The sequence below is a fragment of the Pseudomonas sp. M47T1 genome, assembly GCF_000263855.1.
Taxonomy (GTDB): domain Bacteria; phylum Pseudomonadota; class Gammaproteobacteria; order Pseudomonadales; family Pseudomonadaceae; genus Aquipseudomonas.
The window spans coordinates 102,439-121,276 of sequence record NZ_AJWX01000008.1 but is presented as its reverse complement, the minus strand read 5'-3'; the positions used below and the strand labels follow the sequence as shown (position 1 = coordinate 121,276).

Below are 18,838 nucleotides of genomic sequence, written 5' to 3'. Positions count from 1 at the left end.
ACGGGGCGGTTCCGACCGCGAAGCCCCACTCAGGCAGGGGCAGCGCTACTGCGGCCATGGGGATGGCCGAAGCTTGAAAAGGTCGCGCAGTGTAACGGCAAATGCAAGGATTGCTAAGTGCAAAAAAGCGGCATTTTGCACAGGATTCGCGACGTTTCATTTTGTACCAATCGCAATGTTCCGTGGGGGCGGGTTCTACTTGGGAAAAGGCCACCGCGCAGTGCCAGGATTCACGCGGCGTGCTTTTCGCCGCCTGACGCGCAAGCCCGCTCCCACGGAGCTATGGGCTCAAGTACAACTGAAGTGCCATCAGCGAATCGGGGCAATAGGGCCGGGTTTCACTTTCGGCCAGCGCCTGCGCCACCGGCATGAACACTGCTTCCATCACCTCTTCGGGCTGCACGTTCAATAGCCCGTCCCACACGGCGGAAAACACCGAGCACCAAGCGCGGTTGCAGGGTTCGTCGAAAAAGAAATGACCATGGGCGGCCAGGACTACGCCCGACACACCCAGCTCTTCGGCCAGCTCGCGGGCCGCCGAGTCTTCGTAGCTTTCACCGGCGCTGACCATGCCGCCCGCCGCCACGTCCCAATAACCGGGGTACACGGCCTTGCTCAGGGTTCGGCGGTGCACGCACAGCTCGCCCGCCGAGTTGAACAACAGGATGAAGGTGGCTCGGCCAATCAGGCCACGGTCGCGCAACTGCTGGCGCGGCAAGGCGCCCAGCACGTGATCCTGCTCGTCCACCCAGGCAATGGCTTCGGCGTCAGAGGCGGCGCGGTGCGCCGCTTCTTTATCGGAGTACGACATCCGTCACCCCTGGGACAGCAGTTGACGAAGGTCGATAACCGCCGCGTTGGCGCGCGAAATGTAGTTGGCCATGACCAGCGAGTGGTTGGCCAGGATGCCGAAGCCGCTGCCATTGAGGATCATGGGGCTCCATACCGGCTCCTGGGAAGCCTCCAGCTCACGGATGATCTGGCGCACGCTGACGGTGGCGTTCTTCTTGGCCAGCACGTCGGCGAAGTCGACCTCGATGGCCCGCAGCATGTGCGACAACGCCCACGCCTGGCCACGTGCTTCATAGAACACGTTATCGATCTGCATCCACGGGGTTTCGACAATCTCTTCCTCAAGCTGCGGCGCCTGGCCTGGCACCACGGTCTCGGTTTTCGACGTGGTGTTGAGCTTCACCCGGCCAACGCTGGCGGACAGGCGCTGGGACAGCGAGCCCAGGCGCGTGGCCACGTCACCCAGCCAGTTGTTGAGGTTGTCGGCGCGCGGGTAGAACAGCGCACCCGTCTGGTTCGGGTCGGACAGGCGTGCCTGGTAGCGGCTCAGGGAATTGATGCCGTCCTGGAACTCGGACTCGCTGGACGGCCAGATCCAGCTCTTGTTGTCGAAGTTGAACTTCGGCTCGGCACGCACCAGGTCCGCATCTTCAGCCGACTGGGACTGGGAGCGGGCAAAGTCCTTGCGCATGGCGCGGGTCAGGTCACGCACCTGCACCAGCACGCCGTATTCCCAGCTGGGCATGTTGTCCATCCACAGGCCTGGCGGAAAACGGTCGTTGGAAATATAGCCACCGGGCTTGTTAAGCAGCGTGCCGGCCACGGTCTTGAGGGTTTCGACGGTGGTGTAGCCGACCACCATCTTGTGGCCCTCGCGCGCTGCCGCTTCCTGGGCGTGCTGCTGCACCGGGAACAACGCCGGCTCTTCGCTCCAGTACCAGCCCAGCAGGCCGGTGACCACCAGGTACAGGCCTACCACCGACAGCAATGCCCGGCTGACCAGCAAGCCACCCAGGTAGCTGCGCGGCCGGTCCTTGGCAGGGCCCTTGCTGTCGGCGGGCTCGCGGGGTGCGCCTTTGCCTGTGCGGTTCTTCCAGTCCAGCATGGCTATATCCTTTCAATCACTGAATTCAAGGGTTCGACCGCAAGCCCCGCGCATCGTGCCAGCGCGCCTCAAACCGGGGTCCGAGGCGCTGCGGGGTTGTCGATCCTGGCCTGCACTATAAATCAAGCGGCGCCGCAGGCATAAGCGACCAATAGGTCATGAAATGAATACACACGTTACAGGGTTATTTGTTCCATGACAGTCGCGTGAAAGCAAAGTGGTGCTAGCATAGAGCCACTATCGAGTCGCAGCATCACCTAACAAGTAGTCAGGATATGACCGAACCAGACGATCCCAGCCGAGAGCGCCTCAAGCACCACTTCGCCCAGCGCGTCATTTACCAGGCCCGCCACATCCTGGAGACATGGCAGCGGCTGCAGCGCAGTGAGTGGTCTGCCGAAGACCTGTGCGAACTCAACGAGGCCAACTTGCGGCTGCTGCGCTTCGCCGAACGGTTCGAGCAGCCTGAACACACGGTGATCGCCCGCAACCTGAACCAGGTACTGCTGGCGGTGGAAGACAACCGCGGGCGCCTGAGCAGTGAGCTGATCAATGAGCTCAACCGCCTGATGCAGCGCTTGTCGCGCACCGGCCTGCGCCACGGCGACGAGCTCGACCAGACGCCCCTGCCCCCGTTGCGCAAACCCGTCTACGTGTTGTTACAGGACGCCGAGCGCGGCGAGCGCCTGGCCATGCAGCTGGAGTTTTTCGGGCTGTACGCCCAGGCGCTGGACAGCGTGGCGGCTTTTCAGGCGTCTTTGCTGGAACGCCAGCCCGCCGCCATCGTCATGGACGTTGATTTCGGCGGCTGCGGCGTTGGCCTGCAACTGGCCGCCGCGGCCCAGGAAGGCCAGGACCCGCGCTTGCCGCTGCTGTTTTTCAGCCTGCACGAAACCGACACTCCCACCCGCCTGGCGGCCGTGCGCGCCGGCGGGCAGGAGTTCCTGACCGGTGCGCTGGAAGCCTCCAGCCTGTTGGAGAAGATCGAAGCGCTGACCTGCGTGGCCCAGTACGAACCGTTCAAGGTACTGATCATCGACGACTCGCGGGCCCAGGCGATGCACACCGAGCGCCTGCTAAACGGCGCCGGTATCGTCACCCGCACCCTGATCGACCCGATTGGCACCATGGCCGAACTGGCCGACTTTCAGCCCGACCTGATCATCCTGGATATGTATATGCCAGCGTGCACGGGCACGGAACTGGCCAAGGTCATTCGCCACAACGACCGCTACGTGAGCGTGCCGATCATTTACCTGTCGGCCGAAGACGACCTGGACAAGCAGCTGGACGCTATGAGCGAGGGCGGTGACGACTTCCTGACCAAGCCCATCCGCTCGCGGCACCTGATCACCACGGTGCGCAACCGCGCCTCTCGGGCGCGCAACCTCAAGTCACGCATGGTGCGCGACAGCCTCACCGGGCTGTACAACCACACGCACATCCTGCAACTGCTGGAAGACTGCGCCTTTCGCGCCCGCCGCGAAGGCAAGCCGCTAAGCTTCGCCATGCTCGACATCGACCACTTCAAGAAGGTCAACGACAGCCACGGCCACCCCATGGGCGACCGCGTGATCAAGAGCCTGGCGCTGTTCCTCAAGCAGCGCCTGCGCAAGACCGACTTCATTGGCCGCTATGGCGGCGAAGAATTCGCCATTGTCATGCCCGACACCGATATCCACGCGGCCCATGACGTGCTGGACGAAATTCGCCAGCGCTTCGCCGAGATCCACTACCCCGCCCAGCCCCACGACCTGCGCTGCACCTTCAGCGCCGGCGTGGTGCAGATGAGCGAAAGCAGTGACAGCCTGAGCATGGCCGCCCAGGCCGACGAGGCGCTGTACCTCGCCAAGGGCGCAGGGCGAAACCGTATCCAGACAAGCGATCACCCGTAGAGCTGCCGCCAGGCGGCGAAAAGGTTCGCAGGGCCTTCAGCGGTGTCATGCCAACTGCGGGCCCACGGTACGGGCCTTCGCAGCCTGCGGCAGTGCGGACGGGATTTGGGCGCCTCGGGCGACTGAAGGATCAAGTAACAACCCTGTCACCTGCACAGGGAATCCCGCTGGGCTATGATGCGCAGACTTTTGCTTCGCGAGATTGCCATGCGCCGCCTGCTTTGCCTTCTGTTACTGGTGCTGACCCTGCCTGCCATGGGCGCGAGCCTGCTGGACAACCGCCCCAGCGCCACCCTCGGCAGTGCCCTGAACAACAGCGACTTTTTGCCAGTGCACCAGGCTTTCCAGCTCAACGTCAGCAAGACCACGCCTGAGGCCATCGTTTTGCAGTTCGTAGCCACCGACGGCTACTACCTGTATCGCCATCGCTTCCAGTTCAAGCCCACGCCGGCGGACATCAAGCTGGGCGCGCCGCAGATTCCCAATGGCGAGAAGAAGCACGACGACTACTTTGGCGATGTGGAGGTGTACCACGGCATCGTCGAGATCACCCTGCCCCGCGACCCGGCCGACAAGCGCCCTTTCACCCTGGCAGTGACCTACCAGGGCTGCGCCGACAAGGGGCTGTGCTACCCACCGGAAACCGAGAAGCTGGCAATCGATGGCGGGGCAGCAACCGTTGTCTCAGCCGCCGAGGCAACGCCAACGCGAGGCTGGTCGTGGAGTGAATTGCTGCTCTACGTACTGGCCGGCGTGGGCCTGACCTTCACTCCCTGCGTGCTGCCCATGCTGCCGATCCTGTCGGCGGTGGTGATGCGCGGGCAAAGCAGCAAGTTGCGCCGCTACGCCCTGTCGCTGGCCTACGTGCTGCCCATGGCCCTGTGCTTTGCCATCCTGGGCGCCCTGATGGGGCTGTTCGGCGCCGGGCTGAACCTGCAAGCCCGGCTGCAGTCGGCCTGGGTGCTGGCACCGTTTTCGGCGTTCTTCGTGGTGTTTGCCATTTCCATGTTCGGCGTGTTCGAACTCAAGCTACCGGCTGCCGTCAGCCATCGCCTGGACCGCATTGCCGGTAACGCCCAGGGCGGCTCACTGTGGGGGGCTGCGGTAATGGGCGTGCTGTCCAGCCTGTTGGTGTCGCCGTGTGTATCCGCCCCGCTGGCAGGCGCGCTGCTGTATATCAGCACCACCGGCGATGCCGTGGGCGGCGCCTTGAAACTGTTCGCCCTGGGCCTGGGCATGGGCGTGCCGTTGATGGTCATTGCCGTGGGCGGCGCCACGTGGCTGCCCAAGAGCGGCCCGTGGCTTGTGGTGGTCAAGAACGCCATTGGCGTGCTGCTGCTGGGCCTGGCCGTCGGCCTGCTCAGCCGCGTTCTGCCCGGCCCGCTGACGCTGCTGCTGGCCGGTTTGCTGGCCGCCGGTGTCGGCCTGTTCATGGGCGCCCTCGAGTTCGTCTACAAGGCCCCGCGTCAGCGCCTGGCCCAACTGCTTGGCCTGCTGTTGATGGTGTACGCCGTGGCCTGCTGGTATGGCGCACTCAGTGGCCAGAGCGATCCGCTGCACCCACTCCCTTCACCGGCCGTCGCCAGTGCCGTGGCGCCCGGCAACACCTGGTCGACGGTCACCACCCCTGCGCAACTGGACCAGGCGCTTGCCGCAGCCAAACAGGCCGGCACGCCGCTGACACTGGACTGGTACGCCGACTGGTGCATCAGTTGCAAGGTCATCGAGCACGACGTGCTCACCGACCCCGAGGTGAGATCACGCCTGGCGGGTTACCAGCAGATCCGCGTCGACGTCACCGACAGCAACGCCGAACAACGCGCCCTGCTGGACCGCTACAAGCTGTTCGGCCCGCCTGCGCTGATGTTCTTTGCCGGCAACGGCGAGGAAATTCACGCAGCCAGGGTGATCGGCGAGATAAACACCGCCGATTTCATCGGCAAGATCAGCCTCGCCGACGCTCAAATGTCGCGATAAGCCGCCAGGCCGGTACAAAATCGGCCTTAGTGACCCTTTTCATTAAACAAGTCATAAATTTTGCGCGAACATCGGGCAACGTGCTGGCTATTGTGCTTGACTGGACAGTCGCCGCCCCATTGCGGCATAGTCACCCCGCCAGCACCAACTGGCCCACGCAGGGAGCCCGCGAATGAAGATGATCCACTGGTTTTCGCTTGAGTTGCCCTTGGTATCAACGCAAAACGTGACGCGCCGCCAAGAGTGAGCATCCCACTCTTCGACGTGCGATTGTCCGACAGGCCATTCGCAGAAAATTCCGCCGCTACCTGGGCAGGCCACATGGCCGCCCGGGTGGTCAGCGACCTTGGCGCCAGCGCATGCCGACTGGCTGGGAGGTCGCCCTGGAACTGCTTGTACACACTACCTGAACGCCCCTGACCGACCCTTGGGAGTTGATGATTAATGGATATTCGTAAAGTCAAGAAACTGATCGAGCTGCTGGAAGAGTCCGGCATCGACGAGCTGGAAATTCGTGAAGGCGAAGAATCCGTACGGATCAGCCGCCACAGCAAGACCCCGGCCCAGCAGTACTACGCACCGGCTCCAATGGCCGCGCCAGTCGCCGCCCCGGTTGCTGCCGCTCCGGCCGCCGCCGAAGCACCTGCCGCACCAAAACTGAACGGCACCGTGGCCCGCTCGCCAATGGTCGGTACCTTCTACCGCAAAGCTTCGCCAGCCTCGCCAGCCTTCGTTGAAGTCGGCCAGACCGTGAAGAAAGGCGACACCCTGTGCATCGTCGAAGCGATGAAGATGATGAACCACATCGAAGCTGAAACCAGCGGTGTGATCGAATCGATCCTCGTGGAAGACGGCCAGCCGGTTGAGTTCGACCAGCCGCTGTTCACCATCGTTTGAATCGCGGAGAGCCAACGATGTCCCAACCTGCGAAATTGGAAAAAGTCCTGATTGCCAACCGCGGCGAAATCGCCCTGCGGATCCTGCGCGCTTGCAAGGAAATGGGTATCAAGACTGTTGCCGTCTACTCCAAGGCCGACAAGGAGCTGATGCACCTGGGCCTGGCAGACGAATCCGTTTGCATCGGTCCGGCACCGGCTGCGCAATCCTACCTGCACATCCCGGCAATCATCGCGGCTGCCGAAGTGACTGGCGCCACCGCCATTCACCCTGGCTACGGCTTCCTGGCTGAAAACGCCGACTTTGCCGAACAGGTCGAGAAATCCGGTTTCGCCTTCATCGGCCCGAAAGCCGACACCATTCGCCTGATGGGCGACAAGGTTTCGGCCAAGCACGCCATGATCGAAGCCGGCGTACCGACCGTTCCCGGTTCCGACGGCCCGCTGCCGGAAGACGAAGCAGAAGCCCTGCGCATTGGCCGTGAAGTGGGCTACCCGGTGATCATCAAGGCCGCTGGCGGCGGCGGTGGTCGCGGCATGCGCGTGGTGCACAAGGAAGAGGACCTGATCTCCTCGGCCAAGCTGACCCGCACCGAAGCCGGTGCTGCGTTCGGCAACCCGATGGTGTACCTGGAGAAGTTCCTGACCAACCCACGCCACGTGGAAGTTCAGGTACTGTCCGACGGACAGGGCCATGCCATTCACCTGGGTGACCGCGACTGTTCGCTGCAACGTCGTCACCAAAAGGTGCTGGAAGAAGCGCCTGCACCGGGCATCGACGAAGAAGCTCGCCAACTGGTGTTCGCCCGCTGCGTCAAGGCGTGCATCGACATCGGCTACCGTGGCGCCGGCACCTTCGAGTTCCTGTATGAGAATGGTGCGTTCTATTTCATCGAAATGAACACCCGCGTACAGGTCGAGCACCCGGTTTCGGAAATGGTCACCGGTATCGACATCGTCAAGGAAATGCTCAGCATTGCCGCCGGCAACCCGCTGTCCTTCACCCAGGACGACGTGGTCATCCGCGGTCACTCGCTGGAATGCCGCATCAACGCCGAAGACCCAAAGAACTTCATTCCGAGCCCAGGCACGGTCAAGCACTTCCACGCCCCAGGCGGCAACGGCGTTCGCGTCGATTCGCACCTGTACAGTGGTTATGCCGTTCCGCCGAACTACGATTCGCTGATCGGCAAGTTGATCACCTACGGCAAGGACCGCGACGAAGCCATGGCGCGCATGCGCAACGCCCTGGACGAAATCGTGGTGGACGGGATCAAGACCAACATCCCGCTGCACCGCGACCTCACTCGCGACGAAGGCTTCTGCAAGGGTGGCGTCAACATCCACTACCTGGAACACAAGCTGGCTGCCCAGAAGTGATTCACGGCTGTAGATAGCTGCACCAGAAACCGGCCCCCGCGGCCGGTTTTTTTATGCCCGCAAAGCGCCCCTGCAGGAGCGGACCGTGTTTACGAACCAGGCGCCGCGCAATACCTGAAGCGATGCGGTGCGGCCTTCGCGGACACAGCCCGCGCCTACAGTGGTAGCGTGTAACCGTCTTGGTCAGAAGCTTTTAGCGGCGCGCTCTAGTAAACTGCCGCCCTTTAGCTCCCGATTCCAAAGGTACCCGCCATGCCCTGGCTACAAGTCCGTCTGGCCATCAGCCCAGAACAAGCCGAAACCTACGAAGACGCCCTGCTGGAAGTCGGCGCCGTTTCGGTCACCTTCATGGACGCCGAAGACCAGCCTATCTTCGAGCCAGAGCTCAACACCACGCCGCTGTGGACCCACACCCACCTGCTGGCGCTGTTCGAAGCCGATGCAGAGCCTGCCAGCGTGTTCGCGCACCTGGAGCTGCTGACCGGCGCCGCATTGCCCGAGCACCACGCCGAAGTCATTGAAGACCAGGACTGGGAGCGCAGTTGGATGGACAACTTCCACCCCATGCGCTTCGGCCAGCGGCTGTGGATCGTGCCAAGCTGGCACGCCGCCCCCGAACCTGGCGCGGTGAACCTGCTGCTGGACCCGGGCCTGGCGTTCGGTACCGGTACCCACCCCACTACCGCGCTGTGCCTTGAGTGGCTGGACGGCCAGGACCTGAACGGCAGCAACGTGCTGGACTTCGGCTGCGGCTCGGGCATCCTCGCCATCGCTGCGTTGCTGCTGGGCGCAAAAGAAGCCGTGGGCACCGACATTGACGTGCAGGCGCTGGAAGCCTCGCGCGACAACGCCCAGCGCAACGGCGTTGCCGACGAGCAATTCCCCCTGTACCTGCCCCAAGACCTGCCGCAGGTGCAGGCCGACGTGCTGGTGGCCAACATCCTGGCCGGCCCGCTGGTTTCCCTGGCACCGCAGCTCAGCACCCTGGTCAAGAGCGGCGGCCGCCTGGCGCTGTCGGGCATTCTTGCCGAGCAGGGTGAGGACGTGGCAGCAGCCTACGCCGCGGACTTCGACCTGGACCCTATCGCCAACCGCGATGGCTGGGTACGGATCAGTGGTCGTCGTCGCTGAGAGCGCCTAGAATGGCCGTCTGCCTAACCCGGACCCGCGCATGACCGACAGTTTCGTCACCCAGTGCCCCCATTGCCAGACCAGCTTTCGCGTCAGCCACACTCAACTGAGTGTGGCCCGCGGGGTGGTGCGTTGCGGCGCCTGCCTGCAAGTGTTCAACGCTGCCCGGCAATTGCTGGAGCAGAGCGCCGGCCGCCAGGAACCTGTGGCACCGCCACCGGTAACGCCTGCCCAGGAGCGCCGCGCCGCGCCCATCAGCCTGCGCGAGTGGTCGGCCAACGAACTGGACCTGGACAAACTGGACCTGGACGGCGAGCTGGCTCGCCTGGAACAACGCGAGATCCAGCCGGCCAAGGCCTTCAGAGACCAACCGGGCCGCGACGAGTCCTTCAGTGCCAGCCGCGACGAGCCGCTGGAGGCGTGGAACGAGAAACCCTTCGGCACCCACGCCGACGATGAAGAACTGCACCAAGACGACCCGGTGCCGCCCATCATCGAGCGCGACCCACCGCTGGATGAAGCGCCGCGGGCCGCCGACCCGCGCACCGAACCGTCGCTGTCGCTGGCACCCCCCCAGCACCACGAGCCAACCATCGGCACGCTGCGCGCCGACGACGACCTGCCCGCCCGTGGCGACCGTCTGTCGGCCATCGACGCCGACGATGACGACGAAGAAGCGGACGAACCCGCCCCGCGCCCTGGCAAGCACAAGCACGAACGCAGCGAACCCAACCTGCGCGACGCACCGCTGCTGGACCTGATGGACGACCCGCTGCAACTGGATTGGCAGAAACGCCGCACCCCATGGGGCAAGCGCCTTCTGTGGATGCTGCTGACCCTGGTGGCCGCCTTGGCCCTGGCCGGGCAGTACGTGTGGTACCACTTCGACGAACTGGCCCGCCAGGACCAGTACCGGCCGTTGTTCCAGCAGGTGTGCCCGAGCCTTGGCTGCAACGTGCCGTCCAAGGTCGACATCGACAAGATCAAGAGCAGCAACCTGGTGGTGCGCAGCCACCCGGACTTCAACGGCGCGCTGGTGGTGGATGCCATCATCTACAACCGTGCGGCGTTCTCCCAGCCGTTCCCGCTGCTGGAGCTGCGCTTCGCCGACCTCAATGGCCACCTGATTGCCAGTCGTCGGTTCAAGCCGGGCGAATACCTGTCGGGCGAGCTGGCCGGGGGCGCGGAGATGCCACCGCAAACGCCAATCCATATCTCCCTGGATATCCTTGACCCGGGGCCGAAAGCGGTCAACTACAGCCTCAGCTTCCGCTCCCCGGAGTAGCGCCTCGGGCGGTCACTTCGAACTACGGTGCGAGCTGGCCTGCCCGCGAGTTTTCTGGCCGCTGCGAAAAGCTCGCTGGCAAGCCAGCCCCCGCCAATTTGCCATGCCCGTACATCCAAACCACCGGGCATAAGCAAATAGTTGTTCAGATTTTATCCAAAACGACCTTTATCCGGTCACCGAGAGCGGGTATTATGCCCACCCTTTTTCGAACTCTAATGATCCGGCCCCACAACAGGGAACACCTATGTCGGCGGTACGCATCGGCCCATATACATTGAACAACGGTTTGATCCTCGCCCCGATGGCGGGGGTTACGGACCAGCCCTTTCGTCAGCTTTGCCGACGGATGGGTGCAGGCCTGGTGGTCTCGGAAATGGTCACCAGCGACATGAGCCTGTGGAACAGCCGCAAGTCGCGCCTGCGCATGATTCACGAAGGTGATCCCGAGCCACGCTCGGTACAGATCGCCGGTGGTGACGCGCAGATGCTGGCAGCCGCCGCAAGGGCCAACGTCGAGATGGGCGCCCAGATCATCGATATCAACATGGGTTGCCCGGCGAAGAAAGTCTGCAACAAGGCGGCAGGTTCCGCTTTACTGAAAGACGAAGCACTGGTGCAGGAAATCCTGCACGCCGTGGTCGCGGCCGTCCAGGTGCCCGTCACCTTGAAGATTCGCACCGGCTGGGACCGTTCGAACAAGAATGGCATCACCGTTGCGCAGATTGCCGAGCAGGCGGGTATCGCTGCCCTGGCCGTCCACGGCCGCACACGCGCCGACCTGTACACCGGCGAAGCCGAATACGACACCATTGCCGCCATCAAGCAGGCGGTGTCGATCCCGGTCTTTGCCAATGGCGACATCGATTCACCGCAAAAGGCCCGGCACGTCCTTGACGCCACCGGCGCCGACGGCCTGCTGATTGGCCGGGCGGCCCAGGGGCGGCCCTGGATATTCCGCGAGACCGAGCATTACCTGCGTACCGGCGAAATGCTGCCGGCACTGCAATTGAGTGAAGTGGAACAGATTCTGCTGGAGCACCTGGCTGCGCTGCACGCCTTCTATGGCGATGTGATGGGCGTTCGAATCGCCCGCAAGCATGTCGGCTGGTACCTGGCCACCTTGCCGGGCGCCAAGGAGTTTCGCGCCCAGTTCAATCGTTTGGAAGATACGGAAGCGCAGTGCGCCAACGTTCGCCGGTTCCTCAGCGAATGTAACGAGAGCCCTGTGACAGGGGACGGACAGGGGGTGGCCGCATGACGATGATGACCGAGACTTTAGTGAGTGGAACAACGCCCGTGAGCGACAACGTCAATTTGAAACAGCACCTCAACACGCCCAGCGAAGAGGGTCAGACCCTTCGCGGCAGTGTCGAAAAGGCGCTGCACAATTATTTCGCCCATCTTGAGGGCGCTGCCGTCACTGACGTGTACAACCTGGTGCTTTCCGAAGTCGAGGCCCCCTTGCTCGAAAGCGTGATGAACTACGTCAAGGGCAACCAGACCAAGGCCAGCGAGATGCTGGGCCTGAATCGCGGCACCTTGCGCAAGAAGCTCAAGCAATACGATCTGCTGTAAGCATGCATTCAAACCAGAAAAGGCGACCTGTCCAGGGTCGCCTTTTTTGCTGACTCCTCTGCTTTAGACGGAAATTGAAATGACCGACCAGACTACCCGCCTGCCGATCCGCCGCGCTTTGATCAGCGTTTCCGACAAGACCGGTATCCTTGAATTCGCCCGTGAACTCGAAGCCCTGGGCGTCGAGATTCTGTCCACCGGTGGTACCTTCAAGCTGCTGCAGGACAACGGCGTCGCCGCCGTGGAAGTCGCCGACTACACCGGCTTTGCCGAAATGATGGACGGCCGGGTGAAAACCCTGCACCCGAAAATCCACGGCGGCATCCTGGGCCGTCGCGGCATTGACGACGCCATCATGAGCGAGCACGGCATCAAGCCGATCGACCTGGTCGCGGTCAACCTCTACCCGTTTGAAGCCACCATTTCCAAGCCAGGCTGCGACCTGCCGACCGCGATCGAGAACATCGACATCGGCGGCCCGACCATGGTCCGCTCCGCGGCCAAGAACCACAAAGACGTGGCCATCGTGGTCAACGCCAGCGACTACGGCCAGGTACTGGCCAGCCTGAAAGACGGCGGCCTGACCTACGCCCAGCGCTTCGACCTGATGCTCAAGGCGTTCGAACACACCGCCGCCTACGACGGCATGATCGCCAACTACATGGGCACTGTTAACCAGGCCGCCGAGACCCTGAGCACAGAAGGCCGCAGCGAATTCCCGCGCACCTTCAACAGCCAGTTCGTCAAGGCCCAGGAAATGCGCTACGGCGAGAACCCGCACCAGAGCGCGGCGTTCTACGTTGAAGCCAAGCCTGCCGAAGTGGGCATCGCCACCGCTACCCAGTTGCAGGGCAAGGAACTGTCCTACAACAACGTCGCTGATACCGACGCGGCTCTGGAGTGCGTGAAGAGTTTCGTCAAGCCAGCCTGCGTGATCGTCAAGCACGCCAACCCGTGCGGCGTGGCGGTAAGCCCTGACGCCGAAGGCGGCATTCGCCAGGCCTACGAGCTGGCCTACGCCACCGACACCGAGTCGGCATTCGGCGGCATCATCGCCTTCAACCGTGAACTGGACGCCGAGACCGCCAAGGCCATCGTCGACCGTCAGTTCGTGGAAGTGATCATTGCCCCGTCGGTCAGCGACGAAGCCCGCGCCATTGTTGCCGCCAAGGCCAATGTGCGCCTGCTGGCCTGCGGCCAGTGGTCAGCCGACCGCGCCGCTGCCTGGGACTACAAGCGCGTCAACGGCGGCCTGCTGGTACAGAGCCGTGACATCGGCATGATCAGCGCCGACGACCTGAAAGTGGTGACCAAGCGCGCCCCTACCGAGCAAGAGATCCACGACTTGATCTTCGCCTGGAAAGTGGCCAAGTACGTTAAGTCCAACGCCATCGTCTACGCCAAGAACCGCCAGACCATCGGTGTCGGCGCCGGCCAGATGAGCCGCGTCAACTCCGCGCGCATCGCCGCCATCAAGGCCGAGCACGCCGGCCTGCAGGTACAGGGCGCGGTCATGGCCTCGGACGCGTTCTTCCCGTTCCGTGACGGCATCGACAACGCGGCTAAAGTGGGTATCACTGCGGTGATCCAGCCAGGCGGTTCGATGCGCGATGCTGAAGTGATCGCTGCTGCCGACGAAGCCGGCATCGCAATGGTGTTCACCGGCATGCGCCACTTCCGCCACTGATCGTGGAGCGGTAAGTTTCAAGCTGCAAGCTGCAAGTGAAGGCAGACCCAGGTCGCTCTCATTGGCAGCTTCACCCCCTACTTCAAAGCAATAGGCTGCAAGTAAGGCATCCCTGATTCGCCCTTACTTGCAGCCTGTAGCTTGCAGCTTCTCCGAAGGAGTCTTCTTGTGAACGTATTGATCATCGGCAGCGGCGGCCGTGAGCACGCCCTGGCCTGGAAAGTAGCCCAAGACCCACGCGTCGAAAAAGTCTTCGTCGCCCCCGGCAACGCCGGTACCGCCATTGAAGCCAAGTGCGAGAACGTCGCCATTGACGTGCAGGCCATCGAGCAACTGGCCGACTTCGCCGAGAAAAACGTATCCCTGACCATCGTCGGTCCGGAAGTACCGCTGGTAGCCGGCGTGGTCGACCTGTTCCGCTCCCGCGGCCTGGACTGCTTCGGCCCAACCAAAGGCGCGGCCCAGCTGGAAGGTTCGAAGGCGTTCGCCAAGGACTTCCTGGCCCGCCACAAGATTCCTACCGCCCAATACCAGAACTTCACCGAGATCGAGCCTGCCCTGGCCTATCTGCGTGAAAAAGGCGCGCCTATCGTGATCAAGGCCGACGGCCTGGCCGCTGGCAAGGGCGTGATCGTGGCCCTGACCCTGGCCGAAGCCGAGGACGCGGTACGCGACATGCTGGCGGGCAACGCCTTCGGCGAAGCCGGTTCGCGCGTGGTGATCGAAGAGTTCCTGGACGGCGAGGAAGCCAGCTTCATCGTCATGGTCGACGGCAAGAACGTTCTGCCGATGGCCACCAGCCAGGACCACAAACGCGTGGGCGACGGCGACAGCGGCCCGAACACCGGCGGCATGGGTGCCTACTCCCCCGCCCCGGTAGTGACTGCCGACGTGCACCAGAAAGTCATGGACCTGGTGATCTGGCCGACCGTGCGCGGCATGGCCGAGGAAGGCAATGTCTACACCGGCTTCCTGTACGCCGGCCTGATGATCGACAAGGCCGGCAACCCCAAGGTCATCGAATTCAACTGCCGCTTTGGTGATCCGGAAACCCAGCCGATCATGCTGCGCCTGCAATCGAGCCTGGTGCTGCTGGTCGAGGCCGCACTGGCCCAAGCCCTGAACAAGGTCGAAGCCCAGTGGGACCCGCGCCCGAGCATGGGCGTAGTACTGGCTGCCGGTGGCTACCCGGGTGACTATGCCAAGGGCGCGGCCATTCAGGGCCTGGACGCCGCTGCGCAATTGCCTGGCAAGGTGTTCCACGCCGGCACCGCCCTCAAGGACGGCCAGGTCGTGACCGCCGGCGGCCGCGTGCTGTGCGCCACCGCACTGGGTGACACCGTGGGCGCTGCCCAGCAGCAAGCCTACGCACTGGCCAGCAAGATCGACTGGGAAGGCTGCTTCTACCGCTCGGACATCGGCTATCGCGCCATTGCCCGCGAGCGCGGCGACAGCGCCGAGTAAGGCCCAAGGCCTTGCGCATCGGGGAATGCCCGATGCGCAAGGCCGTTCAGCCACTTGCCCTACGCTTTATCCTCCGTGCATAGCTATACTCAGTCATTAAACCTTCGAAGGGATTTCGCTGTGCGCTGGCTCAGGATCGCCATTTCATCGATAGTCAGTGTACTGACGCTGCTGTGCGTGTACCCGGCCTACGCCGAGTCGAGCAGCGGCTGGTCGGTATTGCTCGATGAACACGCGCGCCTGCAACTGAGCGATGTGCGCTCGGACCGCTATCAGAACCAGTTCAGCCCCATCGAACTGACCCAACTGGTGCCCAGCGACGCCAATGCCGCCCAATGGCTGCATTACCACCTGCCTCCCGGGGCCCACGAACAAATCCTGCGCATCTACGCGCCCGACCTGGCCGACCTGGATTTCTATGTCCTGGACGGCGATACCCTGATCCGACAGCAACGCAACGATAACGGGATGCCCGGCGGCGAGCCGTCCTTCGCCAACACCGATATCCTTTTGCCCGTGCCGGTCAGCCAGCGCCCGCTGGACCTCTACCTGCGCCTGGCCTCCGAGCACCAGCTTCGCCCCAGCATCAGCCTGATGCCTGCGGTCAACGCGGCCGCCGACCAACGCCAGACGCTGATCATGGGCCTGTTGTTTGGCTGCCTGGCCATGCTGGTCATCCATAACCTTGCCCGCTACACCTACAGCCGCTCCAGCAGCAGCCTGTGGCTGGCCGCCTCGCAAACCCTGCTGACCCTCAGTGCCGCCATCCTGCTTAACCTCAGCGGCCCGTGGTTCGACACCTGGCACTCGCTGCGCACCACCGGCAGCTACCTGGCATTGATGCTGGCCGCCATCTGCTGCCTGATGTTCACCCAGCGTTTCTTCGCCCCACGCTCCACGCCGCTGATCGACCGCCTGCTCACTGCCGCCAAGCTGCTGATCGGCCTGAGCGGCCTGCTGGTGCTGATGCTTGATGGCTTGCCGATCAACTCCATCACCTACGCCATGATGGTGGTGGGCGGCCTGGGCATGTTGCTGACCTCGGGCTACCACTGGCAACAGGGTTACCGCCCGGCACGCCTGTTCACTGGCGCCATGCTGCTGCTCAACCTGGGCGTGCTGATCGTGCTGCCGGCCCTGCTGGTGCTCACCCGCACGCCGCCACAGTGGCTGGTGCTGGGCCTGATGGGAGTGGGCGCGCTGACCGGGCTGATGCTCAACACCGCCCTCAGCGAGCGCCTGCGCAACATCAGCGAAGACCGCTTCAGCGCCAGCCGCGAGCTGGCGGCCAGCAACGCCGAGGTGAATGCCAAGGCCGAGTTCCTGGCGCGCATCAGCCACGAGATCCGCACGCCCATGAACGGCGTGCTGGGCATGACCGAACTGCTGCTGGGCACGCCGCTGTCGGTTAAGCAGCGCGACTATGTGCAGACCATCCACAGCGCCGGCAACGAACTGCTGACCCTGATCAACGAGATTCTCGACATCTCCAAGATCGAGTCCGGCCAGATCGAACTGGACGACGTGCAGTTCGACCTCAGCGCGCTGATCGAAGACTGCCTGAACATCTTCCGTGCCAAAGCCGAGCAGCAGAACGTCGAGCTCATCAGCTTTACCCAGCCGCAAGTGCCCCAGGTGATCAGCGGCGACCCCACGCGCCTGCGCCAGACCCTGCTGGCCTTGCTGGACCACGCCCTGAAGAAGACCGACGAAGGCGAGATCCTGCTGGTGGTGGCGCTGGACCAGCGCAGCGGCGAACCACGCCTGCGCATTGCCGTTCAGGACAGCGGCGTGCCTATACCCCGTGATGAGCGCGAAGCCCTGTTGCACAGCGAGCTGCACAGCAAGAACCTGCTGTCGGGCAACGAGGTGGGCGGCCACCTGGGCCTGGTTATTGCCCGGCAGTTGATCCTGCTGATGAAGGGCGAGTTCGGCATCAAGAGCGGCAGCCAGCAGGGCAGCACCCTGTGGCTGACCTTGCCGCTGGACCCGGAGCGCCTGGAGCACCCCACCGTGGACCTGGACAGCCCCCTGCGCGGCGCCCGGGTATTGGTGGTGGACGACAACGACACCTGCCGCAAGGTGCTGGTGCAGCAATGCGGCGCCTGGGGCCTGAACGTCAGTTCGGTGCCGTCGGGCAAGGAAGCCCTGGCACTGCTGCGCACCAAGGCGCACCTGCGTGACTATTTCGACGTGGTACTGCTGGACCAGAACATGCCTGGCATGACCGGCATGCAACTGGCCGCCAAGATCAAGGAAGACCCCAGCCTCAACCACGACATCCTGATCATCATGCTCACGGGCATCAGCAACGCGCCAAGCAAGATCATCGCCCGCAACGCCGGCATCAAGCGCATCCTGGCCAAACCGGTGGCCGGCTATACCCTGCGCACCACCCTGGCCGACGAGCTTGCCCAACGCAGCCAGGGCCAGCAGCACGCCCCCGTACCCGCATCGATCGCCACCACCAGCACCATCGTGCCCTCCGACTTCCGCATCCTGGTGGCCGAGGACAACAGTATCTCCACCAAGGTGATCCGCGGCATGCTGGGCAAGCTCAACCTGCAACCGGACACCGCCAGCAATGGTGAGGAAGCCTTGCGCGCCATGAAAGCGCAACGCTACGACCTGGTGCTGATGGACTGCGAAATGCCGATCCTCGACGGTTTCTCCGCCACCCAGCAGCTGCGCGACTGGGAAGTGGGCACCCAGCGCGAGCGCACCCCGGTGGTGGCGTTGACCGCGCACATCCTTACCGAACACAAGGAACGCGCCCGCCAGGCCGGCATGGACGGGCACATGGCCAAGCCCATCGAGCTGTCACAACTGCGCGAGCTGATCGAACACTGGGTAGCGCAGCGCGACCTCGGCCAGAGCCAGGCCAGTAATTCCTGAACCTGCCCCGCGCCATAACCACAAAACTGTAGCCTGGCGGCAGCGGGATCTACAGGATATGGCGGCGGCACGGTGTGTGTGATTAAAAGCTCGCTGGCAAGCCAGCTCCCACTATAGACTTTGCCCTCGACCCACCCCGTCCGAGCCTTGACCATGCTGCAAACGTTGTTCAGCGTTTACCTGAAGATGCTGGTGCTTTACAGCCCCTTCTTCGTGCTCTCGTGCTTCATTGGCTTGTCGCGCGGTTATTCGCTCAAGGAGCGCAAGCGCCTGGCCTGGAAAGTGGCCCTTGGGGTGCTGATTGCCAGCGTGCTGCTGTATCTGTTCGGGCGGGTGATCTTCACCGTGTTCGGCATCACCGCCGACGCCTTCCGCATCGGCGCCGGCAGCGTGCTGTTCATTTCCGCGCTGGGCATGGCCCAGGGCAAGTCTGGTGTGCAGACCGACAACGTGCAGCAGGACGTGACCATCGTGCCGCTGACCATCCCCATCACCGTCGGCCCCGGCACCATCGGCGCCCTGCTGGTGATGGGGGTCAGCCAGCCGCACTGGGACGACAAGCTCATGGCCATTGTCAGCATTGCCCTGGCCAGTTTCACGGTCGGGCTGGTGCTTTACCTGTCCAACCGCATCGAACGGCTGCTGGGCGAACAGGGCTTGCAGATCGTCAGCCGGCTGATGGGCCTGTTCGTCTGCGCCTTGGCGGCGCAGATCATCTTTACCGGCATCAAGGGCTACCTGGTGTCATGACGC

General features: G+C 63.4%; 14 protein-coding genes. 12 read left to right on the top strand and 2 right to left on the bottom strand.

Translation table 11 applies throughout. The annotated features are described in order from the left end of the window. Positions 1-280 precede the first annotated feature (280 nt). Together PMM47T1_RS11360 and PMM47T1_RS11355 are read right to left on the bottom strand one after the other, a co-directional pair. A complete protein-coding gene (locus tag PMM47T1_RS11360) occupies positions 281-811 on the bottom strand; it encodes an NUDIX hydrolase (protein ID WP_008368725.1) in 531 nt (176 codons plus the stop codon). Between the two features lie 3 nt (positions 812-814). After that, a complete protein-coding gene (locus PMM47T1_RS11355) occupies positions 815-1,897 on the bottom strand; it encodes a DUF2333 family protein (RefSeq protein ID WP_008368723.1) in 1,083 nt (360 codons plus the stop codon). 275 nt (positions 1,898-2,172) lie between these two features. On the opposite strand from PMM47T1_RS11355, the gene PMM47T1_RS11350 reads away from it, so the two are divergent. The 12 genes from PMM47T1_RS11350 to PMM47T1_RS11295 all read left to right on the top strand — a co-directional run bounded on the left by PMM47T1_RS11350 (position 2,173) and on the right by PMM47T1_RS11295 (position 18,835). Next, the gene (locus PMM47T1_RS11350; RefSeq protein WP_008368721.1) at positions 2,173-3,792 is read left to right on the top strand and encodes a diguanylate cyclase; all 1,620 of its coding nucleotides are present in this window, start codon (positions 2,173-2,175) and stop codon (positions 3,790-3,792) included. Positions 3,793-3,999: 207 nt separating this feature from the next. Further along, complete coding sequence (locus PMM47T1_RS11345) at positions 4,000-5,769, top strand: protein-disulfide reductase DsbD (protein ID WP_274379856.1); 1,770 nt, start codon at positions 4,000-4,002, stop codon at positions 5,767-5,769. A 444-nt stretch (positions 5,770-6,213) separates the two neighbouring features. Beyond that, positions 6,214-6,666: an acetyl-CoA carboxylase biotin carboxyl carrier protein gene (gene accB / locus PMM47T1_RS11340; protein ID WP_008368716.1), complete on the top strand. Its 453-nt coding sequence runs from the start codon at positions 6,214-6,216 to the stop codon at positions 6,664-6,666. Positions 6,667-6,683: 17 nt separating this feature from the next. Continuing rightward, on the top strand, positions 6,684-8,045 hold the full coding sequence (gene accC / locus PMM47T1_RS11335) for an acetyl-CoA carboxylase biotin carboxylase subunit (RefSeq protein WP_008368714.1): 1,362 nt from the start codon (positions 6,684-6,686) through the stop codon (positions 8,043-8,045). Positions 8,046-8,297: 252 nt separating this feature from the next. Next, complete coding sequence (gene prmA, locus PMM47T1_RS11330; RefSeq protein ID WP_008368712.1) at positions 8,298-9,176, top strand: 50S ribosomal protein L11 methyltransferase; 879 nt, start codon at positions 8,298-8,300, stop codon at positions 9,174-9,176. A 40-nt stretch (positions 9,177-9,216) separates the two neighbouring features. Continuing rightward, on the top strand, positions 9,217-10,461 hold the full coding sequence (locus tag PMM47T1_RS11325) for a DUF3426 domain-containing protein (RefSeq protein ID WP_008368710.1): 1,245 nt from the start codon (positions 9,217-9,219) through the stop codon (positions 10,459-10,461). A gap of 247 nt (positions 10,462-10,708) precedes the next feature. Next, on the top strand, positions 10,709-11,722 hold the full coding sequence (dusB, locus tag PMM47T1_RS11320; RefSeq protein ID WP_008368708.1) for a tRNA dihydrouridine synthase DusB: 1,014 nt from the start codon (positions 10,709-10,711) through the stop codon (positions 11,720-11,722). Beyond that, entirely contained in the window at positions 11,719-12,039 is a 321-nt protein-coding gene (gene fis, locus PMM47T1_RS11315) for a DNA-binding transcriptional regulator Fis (protein WP_008368706.1), read from the top strand. Before dusB ends, fis begins: the two co-directional genes overlap by 4 nt. A 79-nt stretch (positions 12,040-12,118) precedes the next feature. Then, on the top strand, positions 12,119-13,726 hold the full coding sequence (purH, locus tag PMM47T1_RS11310) for a bifunctional phosphoribosylaminoimidazolecarboxamide formyltransferase/IMP cyclohydrolase (RefSeq protein WP_008368704.1): 1,608 nt from the start codon (positions 12,119-12,121) through the stop codon (positions 13,724-13,726). A gap of 168 nt (positions 13,727-13,894) precedes the next feature. Further along, a complete protein-coding gene (purD, locus tag PMM47T1_RS11305; RefSeq protein WP_008368702.1) occupies positions 13,895-15,190 on the top strand; it encodes a phosphoribosylamine--glycine ligase in 1,296 nt (431 codons plus the stop codon). 120 nt (positions 15,191-15,310) lie between these two features. Further along, positions 15,311-18,085 carry a hybrid sensor histidine kinase/response regulator gene (locus PMM47T1_RS11300; RefSeq protein WP_008368700.1) on the top strand — a complete coding sequence of 925 codons (2,775 nt, stop codon included), beginning with the start codon at positions 15,311-15,313 and terminating at the stop codon, positions 18,083-18,085. Between the two features lie 156 nt (positions 18,086-18,241). Then, the gene (locus PMM47T1_RS11295; protein ID WP_177323377.1) at positions 18,242-18,835 is read left to right on the top strand and encodes a MarC family protein; all 594 of its coding nucleotides are present in this window, start codon (positions 18,242-18,244) and stop codon (positions 18,833-18,835) included. The last annotated feature ends 3 nt before the right edge of the window (positions 18,836-18,838 follow it).

What these genes read in the sequence shown, in the direction of transcription:
- accC (WP_008368714.1), top strand. Translation starts at nt 6,684, where the DNA reads ATGTCCCAACCTGCGAAATTGGAAAAAGTCCTGATTGCCAACCGCGGC.
- PMM47T1_RS11355 (WP_008368723.1), bottom strand. Translation starts at nt 1,897, where the DNA reads ATGCTGGACTGGAAGAACCGCACAGGCAAAGGCGCACCCCGCGAGCCC.
- fis (WP_008368706.1), top strand. Translation starts at nt 11,719, where the DNA reads ATGACGATGATGACCGAGACTTTAGTGAGTGGAACAACGCCCGTGAGC.
- prmA (WP_008368712.1), top strand. Translation starts at nt 8,298, where the DNA reads ATGCCCTGGCTACAAGTCCGTCTGGCCATCAGCCCAGAACAAGCCGAA.
- PMM47T1_RS11325 (WP_008368710.1), top strand. Translation starts at nt 9,217, where the DNA reads ATGACCGACAGTTTCGTCACCCAGTGCCCCCATTGCCAGACCAGCTTT.
- dusB (WP_008368708.1), top strand. Translation starts at nt 10,709, where the DNA reads ATGTCGGCGGTACGCATCGGCCCATATACATTGAACAACGGTTTGATC.
- PMM47T1_RS11345 (WP_274379856.1), top strand. Translation starts at nt 4,000, where the DNA reads ATGCGCCGCCTGCTTTGCCTTCTGTTACTGGTGCTGACCCTGCCTGCC.
- purH (WP_008368704.1), top strand. Translation starts at nt 12,119, where the DNA reads ATGACCGACCAGACTACCCGCCTGCCGATCCGCCGCGCTTTGATCAGC.
- PMM47T1_RS11360 (WP_008368725.1), bottom strand. Translation starts at nt 811, where the DNA reads ATGTCGTACTCCGATAAAGAAGCGGCGCACCGCGCCGCCTCTGACGCC.
- accB (WP_008368716.1), top strand. Translation starts at nt 6,214, where the DNA reads ATGGATATTCGTAAAGTCAAGAAACTGATCGAGCTGCTGGAAGAGTCC.
- PMM47T1_RS11350 (WP_008368721.1), top strand. Translation starts at nt 2,173, where the DNA reads ATGACCGAACCAGACGATCCCAGCCGAGAGCGCCTCAAGCACCACTTC.